At 72.5% G+C, this 24,280-nt stretch carries 29 protein-coding genes; 19 read left to right on the forward strand and 10 right to left on the reverse strand.

From position 1 onward, the window contains the following. Positions 1 to 90 precede the first annotated feature (90 nt). The 6 genes from dop to prcA all read left to right on the forward strand — a co-directional run bounded on the left by dop (position 91) and on the right by prcA (position 4,529). A complete protein-coding gene (gene dop, locus BUS84_RS06780) occupies positions 91 to 1,608 on the forward strand; it encodes a depupylase/deamidase Dop (protein ID WP_074309721.1) in 1,518 nt (505 codons plus the stop codon). Between the two features lie 29 nt (positions 1,609 to 1,637). Next, the gene (locus tag BUS84_RS06785) at positions 1,638 to 1,895 is read left to right on the forward strand and encodes a hypothetical protein (protein ID WP_074309723.1); all 258 of its coding nucleotides are present in this window, start codon (positions 1,638 to 1,640) and stop codon (positions 1,893 to 1,895) included. A 100-nt stretch (positions 1,896 to 1,995) separates the two neighbouring features. After that, positions 1,996 to 2,211, forward strand: coding sequence for a ubiquitin-like protein Pup (locus BUS84_RS06790; protein ID WP_067366797.1), 216 nt, complete (start codon positions 1,996 to 1,998; stop codon positions 2,209 to 2,211). Next, positions 2,208 to 2,888, forward strand: a complete 681-nt coding sequence (locus tag BUS84_RS06795) for an endonuclease VII domain-containing protein (RefSeq protein WP_244298408.1) — start codon at positions 2,208 to 2,210, stop codon at positions 2,886 to 2,888. The genes BUS84_RS06790 and BUS84_RS06795 overlap by 4 nt, the downstream gene beginning before the upstream one ends. Next, entirely contained in the window at positions 2,807 to 3,646 is an 840-nt protein-coding gene (gene prcB / locus BUS84_RS06800) for a proteasome subunit beta (protein ID WP_208869536.1), read from the forward strand. The genes BUS84_RS06795 and prcB overlap by 82 nt, the downstream gene beginning before the upstream one ends. A 61-nt stretch (positions 3,647 to 3,707) precedes the next feature. Next, a complete protein-coding gene (gene prcA, locus BUS84_RS06805; RefSeq protein WP_074309728.1) occupies positions 3,708 to 4,529 on the forward strand; it encodes a proteasome subunit alpha in 822 nt (273 codons plus the stop codon). Positions 4,530 to 4,602: 73 nt separating this feature from the next. Here the strand turns inward: prcA and BUS84_RS06810 are convergent, their stop codons facing one another. Genes BUS84_RS06810 through rfbB form a run of 6 tightly spaced genes read right to left on the reverse strand, consistent with a single transcriptional unit; the run spans position 4,603 to position 9,882 of the window. Continuing rightward, on the reverse strand, positions 4,603 to 5,631 hold the full coding sequence (locus BUS84_RS06810) for a glycosyltransferase family 2 protein (protein ID WP_074309731.1): 1,029 nt from the start codon (positions 5,629 to 5,631) through the stop codon (positions 4,603 to 4,605). Next, the gene (locus tag BUS84_RS06815) at positions 5,628 to 6,938 is read right to left on the reverse strand and encodes a lipopolysaccharide biosynthesis protein (protein ID WP_074309733.1); all 1,311 of its coding nucleotides are present in this window, start codon (positions 6,936 to 6,938) and stop codon (positions 5,628 to 5,630) included. The genes BUS84_RS06810 and BUS84_RS06815 overlap by 4 nt, the downstream gene beginning before the upstream one ends. Continuing rightward, on the reverse strand, positions 6,935 to 7,636 hold the full coding sequence (locus BUS84_RS06820; protein WP_074309736.1) for a glycosyltransferase family 2 protein: 702 nt from the start codon (positions 7,634 to 7,636) through the stop codon (positions 6,935 to 6,937). The genes BUS84_RS06815 and BUS84_RS06820 overlap by 4 nt, the downstream gene beginning before the upstream one ends. Beyond that, complete coding sequence (locus tag BUS84_RS06825; protein WP_074309739.1) at positions 7,629 to 8,000, reverse strand: DUF2304 domain-containing protein; 372 nt, start codon at positions 7,998 to 8,000, stop codon at positions 7,629 to 7,631. The genes BUS84_RS06820 and BUS84_RS06825 overlap by 8 nt, the downstream gene beginning before the upstream one ends. Next, the gene (rfbD, locus tag BUS84_RS06830) at positions 7,997 to 8,884 is read right to left on the reverse strand and encodes a dTDP-4-dehydrorhamnose reductase (RefSeq protein ID WP_074312234.1); all 888 of its coding nucleotides are present in this window, start codon (positions 8,882 to 8,884) and stop codon (positions 7,997 to 7,999) included. Before rfbD ends, BUS84_RS06825 begins: the two co-directional genes overlap by 4 nt. Next, the gene (gene rfbB, locus BUS84_RS06835; protein ID WP_074309741.1) at positions 8,881 to 9,882 is read right to left on the reverse strand and encodes a dTDP-glucose 4,6-dehydratase; all 1,002 of its coding nucleotides are present in this window, start codon (positions 9,880 to 9,882) and stop codon (positions 8,881 to 8,883) included. Before rfbB ends, rfbD begins: the two co-directional genes overlap by 4 nt. An 87-nt stretch (positions 9,883 to 9,969) precedes the next feature. Here rfbB and rfbA point away from each other — a divergent pair, with 87 nt between their 5' ends. The 6 genes from rfbA (at position 9,970) to BUS84_RS40575 (ending at position 14,444) form a co-directional block, all read left to right on the forward strand. After that, positions 9,970 to 10,857 (forward strand): glucose-1-phosphate thymidylyltransferase RfbA, encoded by an 888-nt coding sequence (gene rfbA, locus BUS84_RS06840; RefSeq protein WP_074309743.1) that lies wholly within the window; start codon positions 9,970 to 9,972, stop codon positions 10,855 to 10,857. Further along, entirely contained in the window at positions 10,854 to 11,477 is a 624-nt protein-coding gene (rfbC, locus tag BUS84_RS06845) for a dTDP-4-dehydrorhamnose 3,5-epimerase (protein ID WP_074309745.1), read from the forward strand. Before rfbA ends, rfbC begins: the two co-directional genes overlap by 4 nt. A gap of 68 nt (positions 11,478 to 11,545) precedes the next feature. Beyond that, positions 11,546 to 12,904 carry a Pup--protein ligase gene (gene pafA, locus BUS84_RS06850; protein ID WP_074309747.1) on the forward strand — a complete coding sequence of 453 codons (1,359 nt, stop codon included), beginning with the start codon at positions 11,546 to 11,548 and terminating at the stop codon, positions 12,902 to 12,904. A 68-nt stretch (positions 12,905 to 12,972) separates the two neighbouring features. Further along, entirely contained in the window at positions 12,973 to 13,167 is a 195-nt protein-coding gene (locus BUS84_RS06855; RefSeq protein ID WP_074309749.1) for a hypothetical protein, read from the forward strand. 132 nt (positions 13,168 to 13,299) lie between these two features. Next, on the forward strand, positions 13,300 to 14,337 hold the full coding sequence (locus BUS84_RS06860) for a cupin domain-containing protein (RefSeq protein ID WP_280175099.1): 1,038 nt from the start codon (positions 13,300 to 13,302) through the stop codon (positions 14,335 to 14,337). Beyond that, positions 14,238 to 14,444, forward strand: a complete 207-nt coding sequence (locus tag BUS84_RS40575) for a cupin domain-containing protein (RefSeq protein ID WP_280175100.1) — start codon at positions 14,238 to 14,240, stop codon at positions 14,442 to 14,444. The genes BUS84_RS06860 and BUS84_RS40575 overlap by 100 nt, the downstream gene beginning before the upstream one ends. Positions 14,445 to 14,481: 37 nt before the next feature. On the opposite strand, the gene BUS84_RS06865 is transcribed toward BUS84_RS40575, so the two are convergent. Beyond that, positions 14,482 to 15,567 (reverse strand): DUF3866 family protein, encoded by a 1,086-nt coding sequence (locus tag BUS84_RS06865; RefSeq protein WP_074309751.1) that lies wholly within the window; start codon positions 15,565 to 15,567, stop codon positions 14,482 to 14,484. A gap of 59 nt (positions 15,568 to 15,626) precedes the next feature. Then, the gene (locus tag BUS84_RS06870) at positions 15,627 to 16,625 is read right to left on the reverse strand and encodes a cation diffusion facilitator family transporter (protein WP_074312236.1); all 999 of its coding nucleotides are present in this window, start codon (positions 16,623 to 16,625) and stop codon (positions 15,627 to 15,629) included. A 128-nt stretch (positions 16,626 to 16,753) separates the two neighbouring features. On the opposite strand from BUS84_RS06870, the gene BUS84_RS06875 reads away from it, so the two are divergent. The 6 genes from BUS84_RS06875 (at position 16,754) to BUS84_RS06900 (ending at position 21,642) form a co-directional block, all read left to right on the forward strand. Continuing rightward, positions 16,754 to 17,752, forward strand: a complete 999-nt coding sequence (locus tag BUS84_RS06875) for a helix-turn-helix transcriptional regulator (protein WP_074309753.1) — start codon at positions 16,754 to 16,756, stop codon at positions 17,750 to 17,752. Continuing rightward, positions 17,749 to 18,813: a helix-turn-helix transcriptional regulator gene (locus BUS84_RS06880; protein ID WP_074309757.1), complete on the forward strand. Its 1,065-nt coding sequence runs from the start codon at positions 17,749 to 17,751 to the stop codon at positions 18,811 to 18,813. The genes BUS84_RS06875 and BUS84_RS06880 overlap by 4 nt, the downstream gene beginning before the upstream one ends. Positions 18,814 to 18,823: 10 nt before the next feature. Next, entirely contained in the window at positions 18,824 to 19,069 is a 246-nt protein-coding gene (locus tag BUS84_RS06885) for a hypothetical protein (protein WP_074309759.1), read from the forward strand. Between the two features lie 204 nt (positions 19,070 to 19,273). Beyond that, the gene (tatA, locus tag BUS84_RS06890) at positions 19,274 to 19,567 is read left to right on the forward strand and encodes a Sec-independent protein translocase subunit TatA (RefSeq protein ID WP_074309760.1); all 294 of its coding nucleotides are present in this window, start codon (positions 19,274 to 19,276) and stop codon (positions 19,565 to 19,567) included. Between the two features lie 18 nt (positions 19,568 to 19,585). After that, a complete protein-coding gene (gene tatC / locus BUS84_RS06895; protein WP_074309763.1) occupies positions 19,586 to 20,539 on the forward strand; it encodes a twin-arginine translocase subunit TatC in 954 nt (317 codons plus the stop codon). Positions 20,540 to 20,712: 173 nt separating this feature from the next. Further along, a complete protein-coding gene (locus BUS84_RS06900; protein ID WP_074312238.1) occupies positions 20,713 to 21,642 on the forward strand; it encodes a diacylglycerol kinase in 930 nt (309 codons plus the stop codon). On the opposite strand, the gene BUS84_RS06905 is transcribed toward BUS84_RS06900, so the two are convergent. Then, the gene (locus tag BUS84_RS06905; protein ID WP_244298547.1) at positions 21,605 to 22,438 is read right to left on the reverse strand and encodes an EamA family transporter; all 834 of its coding nucleotides are present in this window, start codon (positions 22,436 to 22,438) and stop codon (positions 21,605 to 21,607) included. The two genes, BUS84_RS06900 and BUS84_RS06905, sit on opposite strands and share 38 nt — an antisense overlap. A 151-nt stretch (positions 22,439 to 22,589) precedes the next feature. Between BUS84_RS06905 and BUS84_RS06910 the strand changes: the two genes are divergently transcribed. Further along, positions 22,590 to 23,444 carry a LysR family transcriptional regulator gene (locus BUS84_RS06910; RefSeq protein ID WP_074309766.1) on the forward strand — a complete coding sequence of 285 codons (855 nt, stop codon included), beginning with the start codon at positions 22,590 to 22,592 and terminating at the stop codon, positions 23,442 to 23,444. A gap of 9 nt (positions 23,445 to 23,453) precedes the next feature. Here the strand turns inward: BUS84_RS06910 and BUS84_RS06915 are convergent, their stop codons facing one another. Then, positions 23,454 to 24,224: an HAD family hydrolase gene (locus tag BUS84_RS06915; protein WP_074312240.1), complete on the reverse strand. Its 771-nt coding sequence runs from the start codon at positions 24,222 to 24,224 to the stop codon at positions 23,454 to 23,456. Between the last annotated feature and the right edge of the window lie 56 nt (positions 24,225 to 24,280).

The raw sequence follows: 24,280 nt of genomic DNA on the forward strand, positions 1-24,280 counted from the left end.
GCGTCGAGGTAGTCCGAGCGAGTGGGAGCGCTGGCCCGCCGGTAACGAGCGTGGGACCGGGACGTCAGCCAGCTGAAGCGGGGACGCGGCATGAGCGTACGGCGAATCATGGGCACCGAGATCGAGTACGGCATCTCCGTGCCCGGCCAGGCCGGAGCCAACCCGATGGTCACCTCGTCCCAGGTGGTCAACGCATACGGAGCCCGCCCCGAGCTCAACCGGGGCGGACGGGCCCGCTGGGACTACGAGGAGGAGTCGCCGCTGCGCGACGCGCGCGGCTTCACCTACTCCGGGGCCGCCTACGACCCCGCCGAGGCCCTCGCCGACGAGGACCTCGGCCTGGCCAACGTGATACTCACCAACGGCGCCCGCCTCTACGTCGACCACGCCCACCCGGAATACTCCACGCCCGAGGTGACCAACCCGCGCGACGTGGTGCGCTGGGACAAGGCCGGCGAGCGGGTGATGGCCGAGGCGTCCCGCCGGGCCGCCACCATCCCCGGCAGCCAGCCGATCCACCTCTACAAGAACAACACCGACAACAAGGGCGCCAGCTACGGCGCGCACGAGAACTACCTGATGCGCCGGCAGACCCCGTTCGCCGACATCGTGGCGTACCTGACGCCCTTCTTCGTCACCCGGCAGATCGTCACCGGCGCCGGCCGCGTCGGCATCGGCCAGGACGGCGGCCAGAGCGGCTTCCAGATTTCCCAGCGGGCCGACTTCTTCGAGGTCGAGGTGGGTCTGGAGACCACCCTCAAGCGCCCCATCATCAACACCCGGGACGAGCCGCACGCCGACGCCGACAAGTACCGCCGGCTGCACGTCATCATCGGCGATGCCAACCTCTCGGAGATCTCCACCTACCTCAAGGTCGGCACCACCGCGCTGATCCTCACCATGATCGAGGAAAAGGCGCTCGGTCCGGACCTCGGCATCGCCGACCCGGTCAGTGAGCTGCGTGCGGTCAGCCACGACCCGTCCCTGTCCCACCGGATGCGGCTGCGCGACGGCCGCCGGCTGACCGCGCTGGACGTGCAGTGGGCCTACCTGGAGCGCGTCCGGTCCTTTGTCGACGACCGCTACGGCTCGGACGTGGACGAGCAGACCACCGACGTGCTCGACCGTTGGGAGAGCGTGCTGGACCGGCTGGGCCGCGATCCGATGCTCTGCGCCGACGAGTTGGACTGGGTGGCGAAGCTGCGGCTGCTGGAGGGCTACCGGGAGCGGGAGAAGCTCGGCTGGGGCGCGCACAAGCTCCAGCTCGTCGACCTGCAATACTCCGACGTCCGGCCGGAGAAGGGCCTCTACCACCGGCTGGTCTCCCGGGGCGCGATGAAGACGCTGCTCACCGACGAGGAGACGCGCACCGCGATGACGGAGCCGCCCGAGGACACCCGGGCCTACTTCCGCGGCCGTTGCCTGGCGCAGTACGCCTCCGAGGTGGTCGCCGCGAGTTGGGATTCGGTGATCTTCGACGTGGGCCGGGAGTCGCTGGTCCGGGTGCCGATGATGGAGCCGGAACGGGGCACCCGCGCGCACGTCGGGGCGTTGTTCGACCGCTGCGCCAGCGCCAAGGACCTCCTGGAGACGTTGACCGGCCGGTGAGCGGCAGTACGCCCGCTGCGGATCGCCCTGTGGCATGGGTGGTCATGGTCTTCACCGTCGTGCTGGCGTTCCTGTCCTGGCACCTGGTGGAGAAGCCCGCACTGCGGTTCAAGGACTGGACGCCCCGCCTCCGCCGTTCGGGGCCGCCCACCGGCGGCCCGGCGGAGCAGCCCGCGCCAGCGCGAGCCGGAACGTGCGCCGGTGGCGGAACCGGTGCCGGTCTCGGCCGACGGGCCGGCGCACCGCGGCTGACGGCCGGCACGTTGCTGTGGCTGTGCGCGCACTGATCGCCGTCGGCGACAGCGCGATCCGAACACGGCTGACGAGGGGGCTTCCTGTCGCCTCGGCGGGGTAGATTTCATGCCAGGCGATCTAGAGGAGGCAGCAATGGCCACTCGTGACAGCGGCGGTCAGTCGCAGTCCGGCAAGTCCCGGCAGGGCGAGGAGATCGAGGACGTCACCACCGAGGCCAACCCTGAGGTGGCGGAGCGGCACGCCGAGATCACCGAGGACGTCGACGACCTGCTCGACGAGATCGACTCCGTCCTTGAGGAGAACGCCGAGGAATTCGTGAGAGGTTACGTGCAAAAAGGGGGCCAATGAGCCTTATGTCCGGGTCGCCTGGGCAATCGGACAAGGTGTGCCCGCAGTGTAAGCGGCTGCTGCCTATCGCGGAATTCCACCGTGACCGTCGGCGGGCAGATGGCTTCGCCTTCTACTGCAAGTCGTGCGCCGCTTCCCGGTCTGAGGCGAGCCGCCGCAAGCGTGGCGTAGCCCCGCTGCGGAAGTCGCCAACACCAGTCGCCGACGGTCTCAAGTGGTGCCCGGACTGTGAGCACATCAAGCCGCTGGAGGCGTTCCCCACCACCACGACAAAGGCCAGTGGCCGGCACAGCTACTGCAAACCCTGCCATAATGCCCGGGGCAAGGAGAGCAGGCAGCGGCTGTACGGCGGCAGCCGCGAATACCACCTGCGGCGGCGCTACGGCGTAGGGCAGAAGGAGTTCGACGAGCTTCTGGCCGAGCAGGGCGGTGTCTGCGCGATCTGCGGCGGCGCGGACCCGCAACATCTGGACCACGATCATCGCACCGGATGGGTGCGCGGGATACTCTGCTTCAACTGCAACGGTGGTCTTGGCCAGTTCCGTGACAGTCCCATGGGGCTGGCCAGGGCGATCACGTACCTGAGAGGAACTACGTGGCAGCGGGCTTTGATCCATCCGGGCGTCTACCAGATGTGTTCACCAACGCGGGGACGTCCTCCTTCACCACGTTTCTGAGCCGGGTGGCGCCGGAGATGCTGCCCGGTCGACGGCCGCTGCCGCCGGGCATGGCCGCCGACCTGGCGCCGCACGCGACCACCATCGTGGCCATCGCGGCCGCCGACGGTGTGGTGATGGCCGGCGACCGACGGGCCACCATGGGCAACCTGATCGCCCAGCGCGACATCGAGAAGGTGCACCCCGCCGACGCGTACTCGCTGGTCGGCATCGCGGGCACCGCGGGCATCGGCATCGAGCTGATGCGACTGTTCCAGGTGGAGTTGGAGCACTACGAGAAGATCGAGGGCGCCATGCTCTCGCTGGACGGCAAGGCCAACCGGCTGGCCTCGATGATCCGGGGCAACCTGGGCGCCGCCATGCAGGGGCTGGCGGTCGTGCCACTCTTCGCCGGCTTCGACCTCGCCTGCGCCGATCCGACGAGGGCTGGCCGGATCTTCAGCTTCGACGTGACCGGCGGCCCGTACGAGGAGACCGGCTACGACGCGATTGGCTCCGGCTCGCTCTTCGCCAAGTCGGCCTTGAAGAAGCGCTTCCGGGCCGGCCTGTCCGTCGACGACGCGACCCGGCTGGCGGTCGAGGCGCTCTACGACGCCGCGGACGACGACACCGCGACCGGCGGACCGGACCTGACCCGACGGATCTACCCGGTGGTGATGACCGCGACCGCCGAGGGCACCCGCCGGCTGACCGACGCCGAGACGGCGGCGATCGCCGAGGGCGTGGTCTCCGGCCGGATGGAGAACCCGGGCGGTTGACCCTCGTCCACCCCCACCAGTCAGCAGTCGTCAGCACAGCGCCGTAAGGAGAACCGCCGCCGTGGCCATGCAGTTCTACGCCTCGCCCGAACAGATCATGCGCGACCGCTCCGAGTTGGCCCGCAAGGGCATCGCCCGGGGTCGCAGCGCGGTGGTCCTCAGCTATGCCGGCGGGGTGCTCTTCGTCGCGGAGAACCTGTCCAGCGCCCTGCACAAGGTCAGTGAGATCTACGACCGGATCGGCTTCGCCGCCGTCGGGCGGTACAACGAGTTCGAGAACCTGCGCCGGGCCGGCGTGCGGATGGCTGACCTGAACGGGCTCAGCTACGACCGGCGGGACGTCACCGGTCGGGCGTTGGCGAACGCGTTCGCGCAGACGCTGGGCGCGATCTTCACCGAGCAGTCGAAGCCGTTCGAGGTGGAGATCTGCGTGGCGGAGGTCGGGGCCACCGCGGACGACGACGAGCTGTACCGACTGACCTACGACGGTTCGGTGAACGACGAGCCGGGGCGGATGGCGATGGGCGGGCAGGCCGAGGCGATCACCGGCGTGCTGAAGTCCAACCACCGACCGGACATGTCGCTCGGCGAGGCAGTCAAGGTGGCGGTGCAGGCGTTGAGCACCGTCGGCGGGGAGGGCGGCGCCGCCCGGACGATCGCCGCCAACCAGCTGGAGGTGGCGGTGCTGGACCGTCAGCGGGTGGGGCGTACCTTCCGGCGGATCACGGGTGCGGCGCTGACCGGGCTGCTCGACGGGGAAGCGGAGCAGGCGCCCGGCGAGCGGCCGGGCTCTCCGACGGTGCCGACCGGGGAGACGGGCAAGCCGACCAGCTCGGCGGGCTCGGCGGACCTGGAGGATCGGCCGGGCCAGACCGAGCGCTGATCCGGAAAAGCGAGCGCCGGGGACCGGGCTTCCGGTCCCCGGCGTTTCTGTACCGGGATGGCCTCGTAGCGGGTCAGCGGCGCTGCAGCAGCGGCCGGGCCAGGGACCAGTAGCCGGCCGCAACCGCGTTGAACAGGCCCATTCCGGGGGGCGCGTCGACGTTCGACGGGGCGACCCGGGCGGTCATCAGTGCGGCGATCACGCCGTCGGGCACGGTGCGCTCGGCCTGGAGCTGTCGGCGGCGGGCGCTGACCCAGGACCGATTGCTCCACAGCCAGGCCCAGCCGCGTGCCTTCTGCCTGGTCCAGCCGCCCGCGACCGCGGCGGCGAGCATGGCGGCCTCGGTGAGCAGCAGCATCGGGGCGAGCAGCACCAGCGTCCGGGTCTGGTAGGCGGTGAGCAGGGTGACCAGCCGGTTGCGTTCCACCAGGTAGAGCTTCAGCTCGTTGCGGGAGAACTCGTAGTGGTGCCGGACGACGGCGTCCGGGACGTACTCCAGGCGTAGGCCGCGTTGCCAGAGCCGCAGGCTGAGTTCGGTGTCCTCGTGGTAGGCGAAGTACTCGGCGGCGAAGCCGTCGAGTTCCTGCCAGCGCTGACGGCTGATCACGAAGCAGCAGCCGCTGAGCGAGGGGACGGTGGTGCGGCGAGCATGGGCGGTTGCCGGTTCCCCGTTGCCGCCGGCCCAGGACAGCCCGGTGAAGTGCAGCGGGTTGCCGGAGGTGTTGATCAGCTCGGGGGTGTCGGCCAGCCGGATCGAGGCCATGGCGGCGCCGACGCCGGGCTCGGCGGCCACCGCGACGGTCTTGGCGAGGGCGTCCGGGGCGACGATCGCGTCGGAGTTGACGAAGGCGAGCCAGTCGCCGGTGGCCTCGGCGGCGCCGAGCCGGCAGCCACCGGAGTAACCGGTGTTGCTGTCGGGCCGGAACACCCGGACCTGTGGGAGGCCCTTGACGACGTCGATGCCACCGCCGGTGCAGCCGTTGTCGACGACGATCAGCTCGATGTCGACGTCGGTGCTGGCCAGCACGGCGCGGGCGGCGTCGACCAGGTACGGCTCGGCGCCGTAGGCGAGCATCACCGCGGTCACCTGTGGGCGGGTCATCGGATGCCTCCGGATACGGCGGGGGCCACGGCGTCGTCGAGAGACCGGGCGGGGGTGGGGGTGCGACGGAAGCCAGCGAACAGCAGGACGGCCATGGTGGCGGCCACCACGGCGGAGCCGACGGTGTAGGCGAGCTCGACCCGGAGGGTCACCGGTGCCGGGATCAGCGTCACGGCGATCAGGGCGGCGACGCCGACGGTCCAGGCGAGGGCCTGGCCGCGGTGCCGGTCGAGAGCGAGCAGTGCCTGACCGAGCACCATCGCCCACAGGTAGGCGAGGGTGGCGGCGGCCAGCCAGGCGAAGTCGCCGTGGCCGAGGACGTCGGGGGCGTCGAAGAGCGTGCGGACCAGCCATGGGCCGACCAGCACGGCGGCGATCGCCCCGGTGAGGCCGAGCGCGGTGACGATGCCGAGCGCGCGGCGCAGCAGGCTGTGGAAGCCGGCCCGGTCCCCGGTGGTGGCGGTGGTGGCCAGGCCGGGCAGCAACGACGCCTGCAACGAGCCGAAGACGAACAGCGGGATGCGCACCAGCACCAGGGCGGAGAGCAGCGCGCCGGCGGCGGCGACGTCGGAGGGGGCGAGCAGCTTGACGTTGATCACCCCGACGTTCACCACGACCTGGGAGAGCAGGCTGGAGACGGTGAGCAGGCCGAGGCCGCGCAGCAGGGTGGCCCAGGCGACCGGCGGACCGCCACCGATGGCGCGCAGCACCGGCGGCAGGGTGAGCACGACGCTGACCAGCGGGGCGGCGACCAGCACCACGCCGTACCAGACGGGGGAGGTCACGCCGGCCAGCCCGAGCAGGGCGACCATGATGATGCGCAGCCCACCGTCGATGCCGAGCTGGGTGCCGTACCAGGGGAAGAGTTGCAGGCCGGAGAGGACGCCGCGGGTGGCGTAGGCGACGGCCATCGCGGCGAGCGCGCCGACCAGCACGGTGACCATGGCGCTGTCGCCGGCGAAGAGCCGGTCGGCGAGCGGCTGACGGCCGGCGGTGACGGCCAGCACCAGCACGGCGAGCACCACGGCGGCCACCGTGACGCCGCGGGCCAGCACCGGCCCCGGTGGCAGCCCCTGGCTGTGGCGGGCGGCGACGAGCCGGGCGACCTCCTGCTCGACGGGCATGAAGACGCCGATGCCGAGGGTGAAGACGATCGACCAGAGCACCGACAGGGAGGAGTAGTCGGCCTCCGTGAGGCTGTGGCCGGCCACCGCGAGGTGAACGTAGGAGGCGAGGCCGAGGAGACCCAGTCCGGCACCCACGGCGATCGTGCCGGGTGGGATCAGGCGCAGCAGGCGAGAGATCATCGACGAATGAGCGCCAGCGTGAGCACCGCGAACGCGCGGCCCAGGTAGATCATCGCCTTGGCGGGGGAGTGGCTCGGAGTGCCGGCCATCCGCTTGCGCATGGCGACGGGCACCTGCCGGATCCGGTAGCCGCGACGAGCGGTGTGCACCAGCGTCTCCACCGTGTCGCCGAGGTACTCGGCCGGGTACCAGCCGGCGAACATCTCGATCACCCGCCGGTTGGCCGCCCGGAAGCCGGACGTCGTGTCGGTGAGCTTGGTGCGGGCCACCCGGGACAGCACGGCCGAGAGCATCACCATCGCCCAGCGGCGCGGGCCACGGACGCTGTAGTCACCCTCGCCGGCGAACCGGGCGCCGATCACCAGGTCGTTGTCGTCGAGCATGTCGACGAGCTTCGGCACGTAGCGCGGGTCGTGCTGGCCGTCGGCGTCGACCTGGATGGCCACGTCGTAGTCGTGGTCCCGGGCGTACCGGTAGCCGAGGCGCATCGCCCCGCCGACGCCGAGGTTGTACGGCAGCTTCGCGACCCGAGCGCCGGCCGCGGCGGCGACGGCCGCGGTGCGGTCGGTGGAACCGTCGTCGACCACGAGGACGTCCACGGCCGGCAGTTCGCCGAGGACCTCGCCGACGACGTCGGCGATGGAACCCGACTCGTTGAGGGCCGGGATGATGATCAGGATCCGCTTGCCGTTAATCATCGGTGGACACCAGTTCGTCTCGGGCCGCCCGGTCCGCGTCGATCTCCGCCCGCAGGAGGGCGAAGTCTTCGGCCAGGGTGCGGGTCTCCTCCTCCAGGGCGCTGACCTCCCAGCTCAGGTGCACGCACACCAGCAGCAGGAAGACGATGCCGAGGAAGAGCACCAGGCTGACGCCGGAGGCGACGCCGAGCAGTTCGGCGACGTTGTCCAGCAGGCGAGGGAAGAGCGACAGCGGGATGATGATCACCAGGACGCCGAGCCAGAGCATGCCGTACTTCTCGCGCAGCTGCCGCCGGCGCAGAAGCTCGACGATGGTGCCGAGCAGTATGAGGCCGGTCAGGCCGGTGACCAGGGTGAGCTTCATGCGACCTTCCACGGGGCGGGCGGAGCGGGGGAGGCGAAGGCTTCAACCAGGGTGGCGTGCCAGTCCGGAAGCGACGGCAGGCCCGCAGCGGCCCAACGGCCGTGCGATAGCACACTGTACGCCGGTCGGGGGGCGGGACGCCGAAACCGGTCACTGGTGGTGGGTCTGATCCGCTCCGGGTCCAGCCCGCGCAGCGCGAAGGCCGCCCGGGCCAGCCCGTACCAGGTGGTCTGGCCGGTGCAGGTGCCGTGGTAGACGCCGGGGGCGGCCCTGCCGGCCACCGCCGCGTCGGCGAGGGCGACCAGCCGCTCGGCGAGGGCGTACGACCAGGTGGGCTGGCCGTGCTGGTCGTCGACCACGTCGAGGTGCTCGCGCTGCTCGGCGAGCCGGAGCATGGTGGAGACGAAGTTCGGGCCGTGCGCGCCGTACAGCCAGGCGGTGCGCACGACGTAGCCGCCGTCGGGCAGCAGCCGGGCGACGGCCCGCTCTCCGGCGAGCTTGCTCCGGCCGTACGCGTTGACGGGCGCGGTGGGCGCGTCCTCGGCGTACGGGGTGTCGGCGTCGCCGGCGAAGACGTAGTCGGTGGAGACCTGGATCAGCCGGGATCCGGTGCCCGCGCACGCCGTCGCCAGGTGCGCGACGCCGTCGCCGTTGACCACGGTGGCGGCCGCCTCGTCGGCCTCGGCGCCGTCGACGTCGGTCCACGCCGCGGCGTTGATCACGACGTCGTGCCCGGCCACCGTGGCGCGGACCGCCGCGGCGTCGGTGAGGTCCAGGTCCGCGCGGGTGGCGGCGGTCACCTTCAGGTCCGGCCGGCCGTCGAGGACGGCGACCAGGTCCCGGCCGAGCATGCCGCCGGTGCCGGTGACGAGCAGTCGGGTCATGCGGCCGGGGCCGACTTCAGCGGCTCCCACCAGGCCCGGTTGTCCCGGTACCAGCGCACGGTGTCGGCGAGGCCGCGGTCCAGGTCGATGCTCGGGGCGTACCCCAGCTCTTCGCTGATCTTGGTGATGTCGAGCGAGTAGCGGCGGTCGTGGCCCTTGCGGTCGGCGACCGGGACCACCCGGTCCCAGCCGGCGCCGCAGGCGTCCAGCAGCCGGCCGGTGAGTTCCTTGTTGGTCAGCTCGGTGCCGCCGCCGATGTTGTAGACCTCACCGGCGCGGCCCTTCTGCTGCACGAGGGCGATGCCCCGGCAGTGGTCGTGCACGTGCAGCCAGTCGCGGATGTTGCCGCCGTCGCCGTAGAGCGGGACGGTGCCGCCGTCGAGCAGGTTGGTGACGAACAGCGGGATGACCTTCTCGGGGAACTGGTACGGCCCGTAGTTGTTGGAGCAGCGGGTGACCACCACGTCCATGCCGTGGGTGCGGTGGTAGGACAGGGCGAGCAGGTCGGAGCCGGCCTTCGAGGCCGAGTACGGCGAGTTCGGCGCCAGCGGCCAGGTCTCGGTCCAGGAACCTTCGTCGATCGAGCCGTAGACCTCGTCGGTGGAGACGTGCACGAACCGCCCGGTGCCGTGGCGCAGCGCGGCGTCCAGCAGCGTCTGGGTGCCGAGCACGTTGGTGGTGACGAACGGGGCGGCGCCGGCGATGGAGCGGTCGACGTGCGATTCGGCGGCGAAGTGCACGATCACGTCGTGCCCGGCGACAACCTCGTCGACCAGGGCCGGGTCGCAGATGTCACCCTGCACGAACCGCAGCCGGGGGTCGTCGCGCACCGGGTCGAGGTTGGCCAGGTTGCCCGAGTAGGTCAACTTGTCGAGCACGGTCACGGCCGCCGGATCGAGCCCAGGCACGCCCGCGGCGCTGCCCAGGGGCTTGCCCAGCAGCAGGCGAACGTACTCCGACCCGATGAATCCGGCTCCGCCGGTGACGAGGATCCTCACGGGTCCGGAAGTGTACGCGAAACGCGGCGGCGACCGCGGGACGCGACCCCCGCGCACCTTCGGCATCCATGCCGGTAGGCTCCCTCGGTGCGCGGAATCCTACTCGCCGGTGGCACCGGATCCCGGCTCTGGCCGATCACCCGGGCGGTGTCCAAGCAGCTGATGCCGGTCTTCGACAAGCCGATGATCTACTACCCGCTCTCCACCCTGGTGATGTCCGGGGTGCGGGAGATCCTGGTGATCACCACTCCGGAGGACCAGGACCAGTTCCGTCGGCTGCTCGGCGACGGCAGCCAGTTCGGGCTGCGGCTGGAATACCTCAGCCAGGCCCGCCCGGAGGGCATCGCGCAGGCGTTCATCCTCGGCGCGGACTTCATCGGCGACGATTCGGTGGCGCTGATCCTCGGCGACAACATCTTCCACGGCGTCGGCCTGGGCCGGCAGCTCGCCGACCACCGTGACCTGGTCGGCGGCCGGGTCTTCGCGTACCCGGTGGCCAACCCCCAGGAGTACGGGGTGGTCGACTTCGACGCCGACGGCCGGGTGCTCTCGATCGAGGAGAAGCCGGCCCGGCCGAAGTCCCGCTACGCGGTGCCGGGCCTGTACTTCTACGACAACCGGGTGGTCGACATCGCCGGCAAGCTCACCCCCAGCGCCCGTGGCGAGCTGGAGATCACCGCGGTCAACGAGGCGTACCGGGAGACCGGGGAGCTGTCGGTGACGGTGCTGGACCGGGGCACGGCCTGGCTGGACACGGGCACCTTCACCTCGATGATGCAGGCGGGCGAGTTCGTCCGGGTGGTCGAGGAGCGCCAGGGCTTGAAGATCGGCTGTGTCGAGGAGGTGGCCTGGCGGGCCGGCCTGATCGACGACGCGCAGCTCCGCGCGCTCGCCGAGCCGCTGACCAAGAGCGGCTACGGCGACTACCTGCTCCGTCTTCTCGCCGAGGGGCACGGCCCGCAGGTGGGTCGATGAAGATCCGGGAGCTGGGCATCGAGGGCGCCTGGGAGATCACTCCGCAGCAGCACGGCGACCCGCGCGGCATGTTCATGGAGTGGTACCGCTTCGACCGGCTCGCCGAGGCCGTCGGGCATCCGCTGCGGCTGGCCCAGGCCAACCTGTCGGTCTCCGCACGCGGGGTGGTGCGCGGCATCCACTTCGCCGACGTGCCCCCCGGGCAGGCCAAGTACGTCACCTGCGTACGCGGCGCCGTGCTCGACGTGGTGGTGGACCTGCGGGTGGGCTCGCCGACCTTCGGCCGGTGGGAGGGCGTCCGGCTGGACGACACCGACCGCCGGGCGGTCTACCTCAGCGAGGGGCTGGGGCACGGGTTCTGCGCGCTGACCGACGACGCGACCCTGAGCTACCTCTGCTCAACCACCTACAACCCGACCGGCGAGCACGCGGTACACCCGCTGGACGAGGAACTGGGCATCGAGTGGCCCGCCGACGTCCCGCTGCTGTCGGCCCGCGACGAGGCGGCGCCGACGCTGGCGCAGGCCCGCGAGCGGGGTCTGTTGCCGGAGTACGACAGCTGCCGGCGGTTCGTGGCGAGCCTCGGGCAGGACGGAATGTCGCACTCAGCCGGTATGTGACCGCCCCTCGCGCGCGACCTGTGGTCTGACAGTGACGAACGGGCCCTCCGGGCGGCTAATGTCACACCATGGAGCGGCGAATCTTCGGCCTCGAGACCGAGTACGGCGTCACCTGCACCTATCGCGGGCAGCGGCGGCTGTCCCCGGACGAGGTCGCGCGGTATCTGTTCCGTCGCGTCGTGTCCTGGGGTCGGTCGAGCAACGTGTTCCTGCGTAACGGGGCCCGGCTCTACCTGGACGTCGGGTCGCACCCGGAGTACGCCACACCGGAGTGCGACTCGGTGACCGACCTGGTCGCCCACGACCGGGCCGGCGAGCGGATCCTGGAGGGCCTGCTCGTCGACGCGGAGAAGCGGCTGCACGACGAGGGCATCGCGGGTGAGATCTACCTGTTCAAGAACAACACCGACTCGGCCGGCAACTCGTACGGCTGCCACGAGAACTACCTGGTCTCCCGGCACGGCGAGTTCGGCCGGCTCGCCGACGTACTCATCCCCTTCCTGGTCACCCGACAGTTGATCTGCGGGGCCGGCAAGGTCCTGCAGACCCCGCGCGGCGCGGTCTACTGCCTGTCGCAGCGGGCCGAGCACATCTGGGAGGGCGTCTCCTCGGCGACCACCCGCAGCCGCCCGATCATCAACACCCGGGACGAGCCGCACGCCGACGCCGAGCGCTACCGGCGGCTGCACGTGATCGTCGGCGACTCCAACATGAACGAGGTCACCACGCTGCTCAAGGTCGGCACGGCCGACATCGTGCTGCGGATGATCGAGGCCGGGGTGGTGATGCGCGACCTGTCGCTGGAGAACCCGATCCGGGCGATCCGGGAGGTCTCGCACGACATCACCGGCCGGCGCAAGGTCCGGTTGGCCTCCGGCAAGGAGGTCAGCGCGCTGGACATCCAGCAGGAGTACCTCGCCAAGGCCACCGAGTTCGTGGAGCGCCGCGGCGGCGACCAGGCGGCCAAGCGGGTGGTCGAGCTGTGGGGCCGGGTGTTGAACGCGGTGGAGACCGGGGACCTGGAGCCGGTCTCCCGGGAAATCGACTGGGTCAGCAAGCTGCGCCTGATCGAGCGCTACCAACGCAAGCACGACCTGCCGCTGTCCCACCCGCGGGTGGCGCAGATGGACCTGGCCTACCACGACGTGCGCCGCGGTCGCGGCCTCTACGGGCTGCTGGAGCGCCGCGGCGAGGTGGACCGGGTGGCCACCGACCCGGAGATCTTCGAGGCCAAGGAGACCCCGCCGCAGACCACCCGGGCCCGGCTGCGCGGCGAGTTCATTCGGCACGCCCAGGAGAAGCGGCGGGACTTCACCGTCGACTGGGTGCACCTGAAGCTCAACGACCAGGCGCAGCGCACCGTGCTCTGCAAGGACCCGTTCCGGGCGTACGACGAGCGGGTGGAGCGGCTGATCGCCAGCATGTGACGGGATGCGCCGGCCCCGGCGGTGGTGTCCGCCGACGGGGCCGGCCGGCCCGGTAGGCTGGGCGCGCCATGACGACTTCTGGACCTTCCGACCGCTCCGAGCGCGGCGCCGAGCGGCAGAACTGGGTCGAACGCCGGCGGGAGAAGATCCGCGCCGAGATCGACCGCAACCGGCGCGGCGAGTACACCGTGCCGACCTGGGTGCTGGCCCTGGCGCTGGTGCTCATCGTGGGCGGCTGGCTCGCCCTCATCTTCCTCGCCTGACCCCCTGCTGGCCCGACCGTGCCGCCGCTGGCCTGACCGGGCCACCGGGTCGGGTAACCGTCGCCGGCCACCGGACACCCGCACCCGCGGAACCCGGCGGCACCGGCATGTCCGACGGAGGGGGAGCCAGCGATGACGGGCGGGGACAGGGCGACGCCACAACCGCAGAGGGGACAGGCCGGCTGGCAGGATCCCGGGCCGCGCGACGTGGTCCGGGACCGGCAGAACCCCGATCTGTTGACACCACCGAGCACGGACGCGGGCACGCTGCCCAACCTGCAGTTCTCCTTCTCCGACGCGCACACCCGCATCCAACGCGGCGGCTGGACCCGCGAGGTCACCGTGCGGGAGCTGCCGATCGCCACCGAGCTGTGCGGCGTGGACATGACGCTGGAACCGGGCGCGTACCGGGAGCTGCACTGGCACAAGCAGTCCGAGTGGGCGTACGTGTCGCGCGGCAGCGCCCGGATCAGCGCGGTCGACCAGGAGGGCCGTAACTTCCTCGACGACGTGCGCGCCGGCGACCTGTGGTTCTTCCCGCAGGGGGTGCCGCACCACATCCAGGCCCTCGACGAGGGCGTCGAGTTCCTGCTGGTATTCGACGACGGGGCGTTCACCGAGAACGGCACGTTCCTGATCAGCGACTTCTTCGCGCACACGCCAAAGGAGGTGCTGGCGAAGAACTTCGGCTGGCGGCCCGAACAGCTCGACTCGATCCCGGAGCGGGAGAAGTACATCTTCGCCGGGGAGGTGCCGCCGCCGCTGGACCGGGACCGGGTGGTGAGCCCGACCGGGGACGTGCCCCGCACGCTGACCCACCGGCTGCAGGCACAGCAGCCGCAGCGGTTCCCCGGCGGCCAGGTGCGCATCGCCGACGTGGGCCAGTTCGCCGCGTCCACCACCATCTGCGCCGCGCTGGTGGAGGTCGACCCGGGTGGGATGCGGGAGCTGCACTGGCATCCCACCGACGACGAGTGGCAGTACTACCTCTCCGGCCATGGCCGGATGGGGTGTTCGCCAGCCAGGGTGTGGCCGGCACCTTCGACATGCGCTCCGGCGACGTCGGGTACGTGCCGTTCGCCTACGGCCACTACATCGAGAACCTCGGCGACGAGCCTCTGGTCTTCCTGGAGATTTTCCGCAAGCCCCGGTTCGAGGACATCTCCCTGACCCAGTGGATGGCCAACACGCCACCCCAGGTCATCGCCGACACCCTCAACCTGCCCCGGGAGATGATCGAAGCCCTACCCCGCGACAAACGCCCCGTGATCCGCTAACCCGGATCCGCGTCCGCCGGCTTCAGTGGGCGTGGGGTCAGGGGAGCAGGGTGGTGGCGTGGCGGCCGGCTGCCGCCGCCGAGAGGAAGTAGGCGTGGTCGGCGTCGAGGCCACGCCCCATGGTGGACAGTGGCACGACGCTGGCCCGCAGCGCGGCGTCGAGGCCGGCGGTGCCCACCCGGACGATCCGGTGCCGGGCCGCCAGCGGGGCCAGCGCCGCGTCCACCTCGGCGGCCAACGCCGGGTCCAGGTCGTCGGGCACCACCAGCTCCGCCGGGGCGAGCGCCACCCGCCCGTACGCGGTGAGGCTGTGGTGCGACACGCCCCGGTGCCGGGGGCGGGGATCGGCGGCGGAGATCCGCAGTGACCCGACCGGTCGACCGCCCAGCGTGGCGATCGCGTTGACCGCCTCGCCGACGGCCACGCCGGAGAAGCCCCACCGGGTGCCGGTACCGAGGTTGCCGGGGCCCTGCGCGACCACGGCCACGTCGGCGCGCAGCACGTACCGGGCGGCGAGCAGGCCGCCGTGCAGGGTGGTGGCCTCCAGGTCGCCGCCGAACGCCTGCCCGACGGTGATCGTGCCGGCCAGCTCGGCGCGCAGCCCGGCGAGGGTGCGGGAGAACCAGGCCGGCAACGCCCCGCCGTCGGTGAGCAGGTACGCCACCCGGGCGTGCGGGGCGTCGGCGCGGATGCCGGCCAGGATCGCCGCGAGGGCCGAGTGCAGGTCGGCGGTGACGACCGGCAGTCCGCCCAGGTCGTCGGCGTCGGCCAGCACGTCCCGGTGCGGTGACGCCTCCTCGTCGACGCCGAGCAGGATGGGTTGCAGTGGGGTGTAGCGGGCCTTGACGAGGTGCCCCGCGTCGCGGGTGTCGCCGGCGTCCGGCGGGTCCGGCGGCAGCCGGTCCGGCAGAGCCACCACCAGGGCGTACCCGCCGGTGCCCAGCCCCATCAGCAGCGCCCCGGCGTTGAGCAGCACCCGGTCGCCGGGCTCGGGCGTGCCGACCAGCTCCGGGTAGGCCAGCGCCCGCATGCGGGTGCCATCGGGCAGGTCGACGTCCAGCTCCACCGCCCCGGTCCACTGCCGTCGCAGCGCCGCCACCGTCCCCGCCCGCCATCGCACCATGACGGGCACGCTAGCCGCGCGGGCGCGGTGCCCCGCGCCCGGGTGGTCCGGCGCGTGGTTCAGCTGGGGTCGGGTTCGCCGCCGGCGTCCGGGCTCGGCCTGGCCTGGGTGTTGCGGGCCTGGCCGAGGGCGCCGGGCAGCGATCGGGTGGGGTCGAGGAAGACGTAGCGGATCTCCGGGAACCGCGCGGTGAGTCGCCGTTCGGCCTCGTCGGCGCTGGCCTCGATGGCCGCGCCGGTGGCCTCGTCGCGGAAGTCGATCTTCGCGGCGACCAGGATGTCGTCCGGGCCGAGCTGCATGGTCAGCAGGGTGTCGATCCGCTCCACATCCGGCAGCCCGGCCAGCTCCTGCTCGATCGCGCGGCCCAGCCGCGCCGGGACCGCCCGGCCGACCAGCAGCGAGAGGTTGTTGGCGGCCAGGATCCCGGCGACGGTCAGGAGCAGCAGCCCGATCAGGATCGACGCGACGCCGTCCCACACCTCGTCGCCGGTGGCCTGGGACAGGCCGACCCCGAGCCCGGCCAGCACCAGGCCGATCAGGGCGGCGCTGTCCTCCAGGAAGACCGCCTTGACGGCGGTGTCGGCGGTCAGCCGCAGGAAACGTTGGGGAGTGGTCTGCCACCGTCGGGATTCGCGGCGGACCTGCCGGACCGCCCGGGTCAGCGAGATCGACTCGATGACGAAGGACACCCCCAGCACGATGTACGAGATCAGGTAGTCGCCGCTGTGCTCGTGCACCAGGATGGTGGTCACGCCGTGGGTGACGGCGAAACCGGCGCCGGCGACGAAGGTGAACATGGCGGCGAAGAACGCCCAGACGTAGCTCTCCTTGCCGTACCCGAAGGGGTGCCGGGTGTCCGCCGGCCGGGCGCCGCGGCGTAGTGCCTGGTAGAGCAGCACCTCGGTGGTGGTGTCGGCGACCGAGTGCGCCGCCTCGGAGAGCATCGCGGCCGAGCCGGAGATGAGCCCGGCGATCAGCTTGGCCACCGCGATGGCGAGGTTAGCGGCGCCGGCGACGACCACAGTGCCGACGCTTCCGGTCTTGATCGCTTGCGCCATGAGGGCCACCATATGACCGGTAGCGGCGCCGCGCGCGGCTAGTGGCCCCGACCCACCGATCCGAACAGATGTGCGGCACGCCAGCGTGGGTGCACGTCTCGGGCGCGTCGGCTGCTAGCGTCTACCGCGTGTCGCGGACCCGCACCGAACGCCTGGTCAACCTGGTGATCTGCCTGCTGTCCACGCGACGGTTCCTGACCGCCGCGCAGATCGCCGCGACCGTGCCCGGTTACGAGCACGATCCGGACGACGCGCGTGACCACGAGGCGTTCCAGCGCAAGTTCGAGCGGGACAAGGCCGAGCTGCGTGAGCTGGGCGTGCCGCTGGAGACCGGGACGGCCAGCGTCTTCGACGCCGAGCCCGGTTACCGGATCGCCCACCGCGAGTACGCGTTGCCCGATATCCCTCTCGAACCGGACGAGGCCGCTGCCGTGGGCATCGCCGCGCGGCTGTGGCAGCACGCCGGTCTCGCCGCCGCCGCCTCGTCGGGACTGGCCAAGCTGCGCGCCGCCGGGGTGGACGTGGACCCGCAGGCCACCCTGGGCCTGGAGCCGATGGTCACCGTCGACCCGGCGTTCGCGCCGCTGACCGCCGCTGCCCGCGACCGCCGCGAGGTCGGGTTCGACTACCGAGTGCCCGACCGGGACGCGCCCAGCCGCCGGCGGCTGCAGCCGTGGGGCGTGGTCTGCTGGCGTGGCCGGTGGTATGTGGTCGGCCACGACCTGGACCGCGCGGCGACGCGTTGCTTCCGGCTGTCCCGGGTGGTCGGCGCGGTCCGGGTGACCGGCGAGCCCGGCGGTTACCAACCGCCGGCCGGCGTCGACCTGATCAGTCACGTGGCCCGCTGGTCCGGCCCGGTGGAGCGCACCGGCCGGGCCACCGTGCTGGCCGCACCGGGCCGGGCCGCCGGGCTGCGCCGCTGGGCGGTCGAGGTGACCGCCGGGCCGGACGGCGACCGGCTGGTCCTGCCGTACGCCGACCCGGACGGGCTGGCCGGCCAACTCGTCCGGTACGGCCCGGACGTGCGGGTGCTCGACCCGCCGGAGGTCCGCGAGGCGGTCATCCAGCGGCTCAAGGAGATCGCCGCCCGGCACGACGAGCTCGTCGTCACCGGGGGTGCCCGATGACCCGGCCGGCCGCCCGCGGCGGCTCCCGGGCCTCCGCCGACCGCCTGGCCCGGCTGCTCAACCTGGTGCCCTACCTGCTGGCCCGGCCGGGCATCGAAATCGCCGAGGCGGCCGGTGACCTGGGCGTCACCGAGCGGCAGCTGCGCGAGGACCTGGAGCTGCTCTGGGTGTGCGGGCTGCCCGGTTACGGCCCCGGCGACCTGATCGACATGGCCTTCGACGGCGACCGGGTGACCATCACCTACGACGCCGGCATCGACCGCCCGCTGCGGCTCACCCCCGACGAGGCGCTGGCCCTCGTGGTGGCGCTGCGGATGCTCGCCGAGACGCCCGGGGTGTCCAACCGGGAGGCCGTCGAACGGGCCCTCGCCAAGATCGAGGACGCCGCAGGGGATCTGGTCGGCGCGCCGGTCGCGGTGCGGCTGCCCGGGGACACCCGACGGGTGGAGGCGCTGCGCACCGCCGTGGAGGGCGGTCGGGCGCTGCGGATCACCTACTACACAGCCGCCCGGGACGAGACCACCGACCGCGTCATCGACCCGCTGCGGATGCTCATGGTGGGCGGCCTGGCGTACGTGGAGGCGTGGTGTCGCCGCGCGGAGGCGGTCCGACTGTTCCGCGCCGACCGGATCGACGCGATCACCGAACTGGACGAGCCGGCCACCGTCCCGCCGCAGGCCGTCCCGCACGACCTGACCGAGGGCGTCTTCCGCCCCTCGCCCGACCTGCCGCTGATCACCCTGCGGGTCGGCCGTGGCGAGCGGTGGATCACCGAGTACTACCCGTGTGAGCGGGTGGAGGCCGGCGACGGCGACCAGTGGCTGGTCTCGCTGCGGGTGACCGACCTGGGTTGGGCCCGCCGGTTCGTGCTCGGCCTCGGCCCGGACGTCACCGTGGTCGCCCCGGTCGAGCTGGCCGAGCAGGTCCGGGCGACGGCGGCTGCCGCGCTGGACGCGTACGCCGTGCCCGCGCCCACCGCCGCACCCCGCCAGCCCGAGGTCGACCCTGCGACGCCCGGCGCCCCGTCGGGCGACCCGGCGGTGGCCGGCCGCACGCAGTAGGCTGACCGCCGTGCTGAAATGGATCGTGCTCGCGGTGGTGCTGCTCCCGCTCGTGGCGCTCGCGCTGGCCGTGCGTCCGGTGCTGACCCGACTGCCCCGGCTGCGCCGCGCCGCGGTGGCGCTGCAACGGCGGGCCGCCGAGGCGGAGGCGCTGCGGGACACCGCCGAGGCGTTGCAGCTCCGCGCCGAGGGCGTTCAGCGCCAGCTCGACACCACCCAGCAGCGACTCGCCGTGATTCGGGCCAAGCGCGGCTGATCGATCCCCGCCGCAGCGCCGCCCCCGCTCGGGGCGGGCCGCTGCGGTCGCGACGGCTCCGCGATGGTTGACTGATCATCGCGGTTGGTCAAGACTTCACCGGCCGGGCCGCGACGACCGCCCCCGGCAGGTGGCAACCGGCCGATCCGCACGTACGATGGGCTGCGTACCACCCCCGGACACACAGAGCGACTGGAGCTTCTCATGGGTGCCCTCAAGCCGTGGCACATCGCGGTTCTCGTGGTTGTGCTGATCCTGCTCTTCGGTGCGAAGCGGCTCCCCGACGCGGCCCGCTCGCTGGGCCGTTCGCTGCGGATCATCAAGGCCGAGACCAAGAGCCTGCAGGACGACGACCGCGACCTCGCCGAGAAGGCCGACGCGCAGGCCGGCTACCAGCCGCTGCCGCCGCAGGTCGGGCAGCCGCAGCAGGCGCCGTACCAGCAGGCGCCGCCGCAGCCACCGGTCGCCGACCCGGTGCACCGCGTCCGCGACAACTGACCGAGAGGCCCGAGCACCGTGGCCTTCGCACTGCGTAAACGCGGCCCGCGCTCCTTCGAGCGCGCCGCCGACGGCTCGATGACGCTTATCGAGCACGTCCGCGAGCTGCGCGACCGCCTGTTCCGCGCCTCGCTGGCGATCGTGGTCGGTCTGATCGTTGGCTTCTTCCTGGCGCAGCCGGCGTTCAACCTGCTCAAGGAGCCCTACTGCAGCCTGCCGGATGCCACTGACGCACTCGGCAACTGCCGGTCGTTCCTTCAGCTGTCGCCCGCCGACGGCTTCATCCTGAAGCTGAAGCTGGCGCTGTGGATCGGCCTGATCGTCGGTGCACCGGTCTGGCTCTACCAGCTCTGGGCCTTCATCGCGCCGGGCCTGCACCGCCACGAACGCAAGTGGGCGTACGTCTTCGTCGCGATCGCGGCCCCGCTGTTCGCCGGTGGTGCCGTGCTCGCCTACCTCGTCGTGGACAAGGGCCTCGCGTTCCTGCTGGAGGCGGGCGTGACCGGCCTCTCCACCCAGCTGGAGGTCACCCGCTACATCTCGTTCGTCACCAACATGATCCTGTTGTTCGGGGTGGCGTTCGAGTTCCCCCTCATCCTGTTGATGCTCAACTTCACCGGCGTGGCCAGCGCCCGGCGGCTGCTGAGCTGGTGGCGCGCGGTCATCTTCATCTCCTTCGCCTTCGCCGCCATCGCCACCCCGGATCCGGGTCCGTTCGGCATGACGTTGCTGGCGCTCTCCCTCTCACTGCTGTACTTCGTGGCGGTCGGGGTCGCGTTCCTCAACGACAAGCGGCGCGGGCGCGGCAAGGACGTCTACGCCGGCCTCGACGACGACGAGGTGTCGCCGCTGGAGCACGACCCCGAGCCGGTCGAGGCGGGGCAGCGGGTGGACGCGACCGCGCCGGTCGGTGCGCCGGACCCGATCGCCCCACCGGCACCGATCGAACGTCGCTACGACGACATGACCTGACGGCCCCGCGCCGCCTGGTCCGCCGACGCCGTCCCCGCCTGCCGGGGGCGGCGTCGCCGCGTTCCAGGCTCGGGTTGCCGACACCGTCCCGACAGCTCACCGTAAGCGCCGAGCCCCGGACCGCTGGTGAGGTGGCCACCGCCCGGTGTACGGCGGGCGTCGGACCGGTTACGGTGCTGCCCGTGACCGCAGACGATCACCCGCTCGCCGGTGGCCCCGTCGCCGTGCTCGCCAACCCCACGGCCGGCCGGGGGCGGCACCGCAGCCTGCTGCCCCGGCTGCTGGACGGCCTGGCCGCCGCGGGTCGACCGGTCCAGCTGCTGTCGGCGGCGAGCCCCGCCGAGGCGGAGGCGGCGTGCCGCGCCGCGGTCGCCGACGGCGCCGGCGCGCTGGTCGCGATGGGCGGGGACGGCACCGTGCACCGGGCGATGCAGGCCGCCGCAGGCACCGCCGTACCGTTCGGGGCCGTGCCGGCGGGCACCGGCAACGACTTCGCCGTCGACACCGGCTTCCCGGCCGATCCGCTCGCGGCTGTGGCGGTGATCGCCGACGCGCTGAGTGCCGGCCGTACCCGCCTGGTCGACCTGGCCCGGATGACCGGCGCCGACGGCGCCGAGCGCTGGTACGGCGCGGTCCTCGCGGCCGGGTTCGACGCGATCGTCAACGAGCGGGCCAACCGGATGCGCTGGCCGCGTGGCCCCCGCCGGTACGACCTGGCGATCCTCGTCGAGCTGGCCCGGTTACGGCCCAGGCGGTACACGCTGCAGCTGGACGGGGTGCCGCACGAGCTGGACGCGGTGCTGGTGGCGGTGGGCAACTGCCCGAGCTACGGGGGCGGCATGCGCATCTGCCCAGACGCCGACCCGACCGACGGGCTGCTGGACGTGGTGGTGGGTGGCCGGATCGACCGGCGCACCCTGATCCGGATCAAGCCCCGCATCTACCAGGGCACCCACGTCGATCACCCCCTCGTGCGCAGCTACCGGGCGCGGACGGTGGAGCTGAGCGCCGAGGGCATCACCACGTACGCCGACGGCGAGCGTTCGCTGGACCTGCCGGTGACGGTCAGCGTGGTTCCGGGCGCGCTGCGGCTGCTGCGCTGACCCGCACCGCTCCGATGCTGGCGGCGATGACCAGCACGATGGCGGCGCACTCCAGCAGTGTCAGCGCCTGCCGCAGCACCAGCCAACCGGCGAGCGTGGCGATGGCCGGGCCGAGGCTCATCAGCACCGCGAAGGTGGCGGTGGGCATCCGGCGCAGCGCCAGCAGCTCCAGGGTGTACGGCAGCCCGGAAGCGAGCACCGCGAGGGCCGTGCCGAGCGCCAGCATGGCCGGTTCGAGCAGCACCGCGCCGCCGTCGATGATGCCGAGGGGCAGGGTGAGCAGCGCGGCGAGGGTGAGCGCCAGGGCCAGCCCGTCCGCGCCCGGGAACCGGCCGCCGACACGGGCGCTGAGCACGATGTACGCGGCCCACATGGCGCCCGCGCCGAACGCGAAGGCCACCCCCGCCGGGTTCAGTCGGTCGAAGCCGCCCTGCCCGAGCAGCGCCACCCCGGCCAGCGCCAGCCCCGCCCAGCACCAACTGGCCAGCCGGCGGGCGGTGAACACCGACAGCGCCAGCGGACCGAGCACCTCCAGGGTCACCGCCGGGCCCAGTGGGATCCGCTCGATGGCCTGGTAGAACAGCGAGTTCATGCCGGCCAGCGCCAGCCCGAACGCGCCCGCCGTCACCCAGGCCCCCCGGTCGTACCCGCGCAGTCGGGGCCGGCACACGACGAGCAGCAGCACGGCCGAGATCGTCAGTCGCAGGGTCACCGCGCCGGCCACCCCGGTACGCGGGAAGAGCAGGGCTGCCACGGCGGAGCCGAACTGCACCGACAGAGCCCCGCCGAGCACCATGCCCACCGCGCCGACGCCACCGGCTCGGCCGGCCGGCGCGCGGGCGGGTGTCGGCCGGTCAGGCAGCAGGGTGTCGGTCACGGTAGCGACGCTAGGGGGTGCCGTGTGGGTGAGGGTAATGCCGGTTCGACTGCGGTTATGCTTCCCGGTTATGACGGTGGAGTTGCGGCACCTACGCGCCTTTCTCACCATCGCCGAGGAGGGCAGCATCACCCGCGCCGCCGGGCGGCTCCGCGTCACCCAGCCCGCGCTGTCGCGCACGCTGCGCCAGCTGGAGGACCACCTGGGGATCCGGCTGGTCGACCGCTCCACCCACCACCTGCACCTGACCCCGGCCGGCCGGTCGCTGCGGGACCGGGCCGCCGCCGCGGTCGCGGCCGTCGACGACGTGCTCGATCCGGGGTACGCCGCCGGGCGGCCGCTGCGGCTCGGGCACGCCTGGTCGGCGCTGGGCGGGCACACCGTCACCCTGCTGCGCCGCTGGCGGAGCGCCCACCCGGACACGCCACTTGAGCTGCTGCGCATCGACGACCGCACCGCCGGGCTGGCCCGGGGCGCCGTGGACGTCGCGGTACTGCGTCAGCCGGTCGACCTGCCCGACGTGCGCACCGTGCGGCTGCTCACCGAGCCTCGGCTCGCCACGGTCCCGGCGGACAGCCCGTTGGTCGAGCGGGCTGTGCTCACCCTGGCCGACCTGATCGATCAGCCCATCGCGGTGAACACCGCCACCGGCACCACCACGCTCGGCCTCTGGCCGGCGGGCGCCGCCCCGGCGACCGTGGTGCCGGTGGCGAACACCGACGACTGGCTCGCCGCGATCAGCGCCGGTCGGGCGGTCGGGGTCACCACGTCCGCGACCGCCGCGATGTACCCCACGCCAGCGGTGGCGTACCGGCCCCTCACCGACGCTCCCGAGGTCACCGTGCTGCTGGCCTGGCGGCACCCGCCCCGGCACCCGGGCGTCGCCGACCTGGTCGCGCTCGCCCACGAGGTCGTCGCCGCCTGACCCGCCGGCTCAGCCCGGCAGGGCCAGATCTAGCACGGCACCCAGCCCGTTCTCCCGGCCGGGATCGGCGGCCGGCAGCACCAGCACCGCGCAGCCGGCTGCCACGGCGCCCGCGTCCGCCGGGGTGTCACCAACCATCAGCGTCTGCTCCGGATCGACGCCGAGCATCCCGCAGGCGCGCAGGAAGATCGCCGGGTCGGGCTTGCACCGCCCCACCTCGTAGGAGAGCACGAACGCGTCGACCAGCCCGGTCAACCCCCAGGCGTCGAAGTGCGGCCGCAGGTCGAAGCCGATGTTGCTGACCACCGCCACCCGCACCCCGGCCTCGCGCAGCGCGGTAAGGGTGGGAGCGGTGTCCGGGTACGGCAGCCAGCCCTCGGCGATCAGCAGCCGCTCGTAGAGAGCGTCGGCGAAGCCCTCGATGCCCGCGTCGACGGTCTCGGCCAGCCCCGTGTAGGCACCCCGGTGGGCGTGCGGGTAGAGGTCCCGGTCGGCCCACAGCTCGGCCAGCCGGGGCGGCACCCGGGCGGGCAGGGGCCCGCCGGCCCGGCCGGCGGTCAGCAACCGGTCGGCCAGCGAGGTGGCCCGTACCCGATCCAGCGTGACCCCGCATGCCGCCGCGGCCGCCAGCACCCACTGCCGCGGCTCCTCCACCTGGGCCAGGGTGCCGTGAAAGTCGAAGAGCACCGCCTTCACGGGCCGTCGGGACGCCCGGGAGGCGGCGGCGTCCTCGGCGCTGCCCGGCGGACGAGTCTGGGGCGGTTCGGCATGGTCCGGCACGCCGTGCACCCTACCGACCGCCGCCGACGACCCCTCCGCACGGCCTTGTCGGGTGT

Origin of the sequence: Micromonospora cremea, from assembly GCF_900143515.1 — a bacterium.
Taxonomy (GTDB): domain Bacteria; phylum Actinomycetota; class Actinomycetes; order Mycobacteriales; family Micromonosporaceae; genus Micromonospora; species Micromonospora cremea.

Excerpts from the sequence above, each read along its gene's own strand:
- BUS84_RS06790 (WP_067366797.1), top strand. The coding sequence starts at position 1,996 with ATGGCCACTCGTGACAGCGGCGGTCAGTCGCAGTCCGGCAAGTCCCGG.
- BUS84_RS06795 (WP_244298408.1), top strand. The coding sequence starts at position 2,208 with ATGAGCCTTATGTCCGGGTCGCCTGGGCAATCGGACAAGGTGTGCCCG.
- BUS84_RS06810 (WP_074309731.1), bottom strand. The coding sequence starts at position 5,631 with ATGACCCGCCCACAGGTGACCGCGGTGATGCTCGCCTACGGCGCCGAG.
- BUS84_RS06880 (WP_074309757.1), top strand. The coding sequence starts at position 17,749 with ATGACCCGGCCGGCCGCCCGCGGCGGCTCCCGGGCCTCCGCCGACCGC.
- rfbC (WP_074309745.1), top strand. The coding sequence starts at position 10,854 with ATGAAGATCCGGGAGCTGGGCATCGAGGGCGCCTGGGAGATCACTCCG.
- BUS84_RS06905 (WP_244298547.1), bottom strand. The coding sequence starts at position 22,438 with ATGGTGCTCGGCGGGGCTCTGTCGGTGCAGTTCGGCTCCGCCGTGGCA.
- dop (WP_074309721.1), top strand. The coding sequence starts at position 91 with ATGAGCGTACGGCGAATCATGGGCACCGAGATCGAGTACGGCATCTCC.
- pafA (WP_074309747.1), top strand. The coding sequence starts at position 11,546 with ATGGAGCGGCGAATCTTCGGCCTCGAGACCGAGTACGGCGTCACCTGC.
- BUS84_RS06815 (WP_074309733.1), bottom strand. The coding sequence starts at position 6,938 with ATGATCTCTCGCCTGCTGCGCCTGATCCCACCCGGCACGATCGCCGTG.
- BUS84_RS06860 (WP_280175099.1), top strand. The coding sequence starts at position 13,300 with ATGACGGGCGGGGACAGGGCGACGCCACAACCGCAGAGGGGACAGGCC.
- BUS84_RS06910 (WP_074309766.1), top strand. The coding sequence starts at position 22,590 with ATGACGGTGGAGTTGCGGCACCTACGCGCCTTTCTCACCATCGCCGAG.
- rfbD (WP_074312234.1), bottom strand. The coding sequence starts at position 8,884 with ATGACCCGACTGCTCGTCACCGGCACCGGCGGCATGCTCGGCCGGGAC.
- BUS84_RS06855 (WP_074309749.1), top strand. The coding sequence starts at position 12,973 with ATGACGACTTCTGGACCTTCCGACCGCTCCGAGCGCGGCGCCGAGCGG.
- BUS84_RS06865 (WP_074309751.1), bottom strand. The coding sequence starts at position 15,567 with ATGGTGCGATGGCGGGCGGGGACGGTGGCGGCGCTGCGACGGCAGTGG.
- BUS84_RS06870 (WP_074312236.1), bottom strand. The coding sequence starts at position 16,625 with ATGGCGCAAGCGATCAAGACCGGAAGCGTCGGCACTGTGGTCGTCGCC.
- BUS84_RS06820 (WP_074309736.1), bottom strand. The coding sequence starts at position 7,636 with ATGATTAACGGCAAGCGGATCCTGATCATCATCCCGGCCCTCAACGAG.
- BUS84_RS06825 (WP_074309739.1), bottom strand. The coding sequence starts at position 8,000 with ATGAAGCTCACCCTGGTCACCGGCCTGACCGGCCTCATACTGCTCGGC.
- tatA (WP_074309760.1), top strand. The coding sequence starts at position 19,274 with ATGGGTGCCCTCAAGCCGTGGCACATCGCGGTTCTCGTGGTTGTGCTG.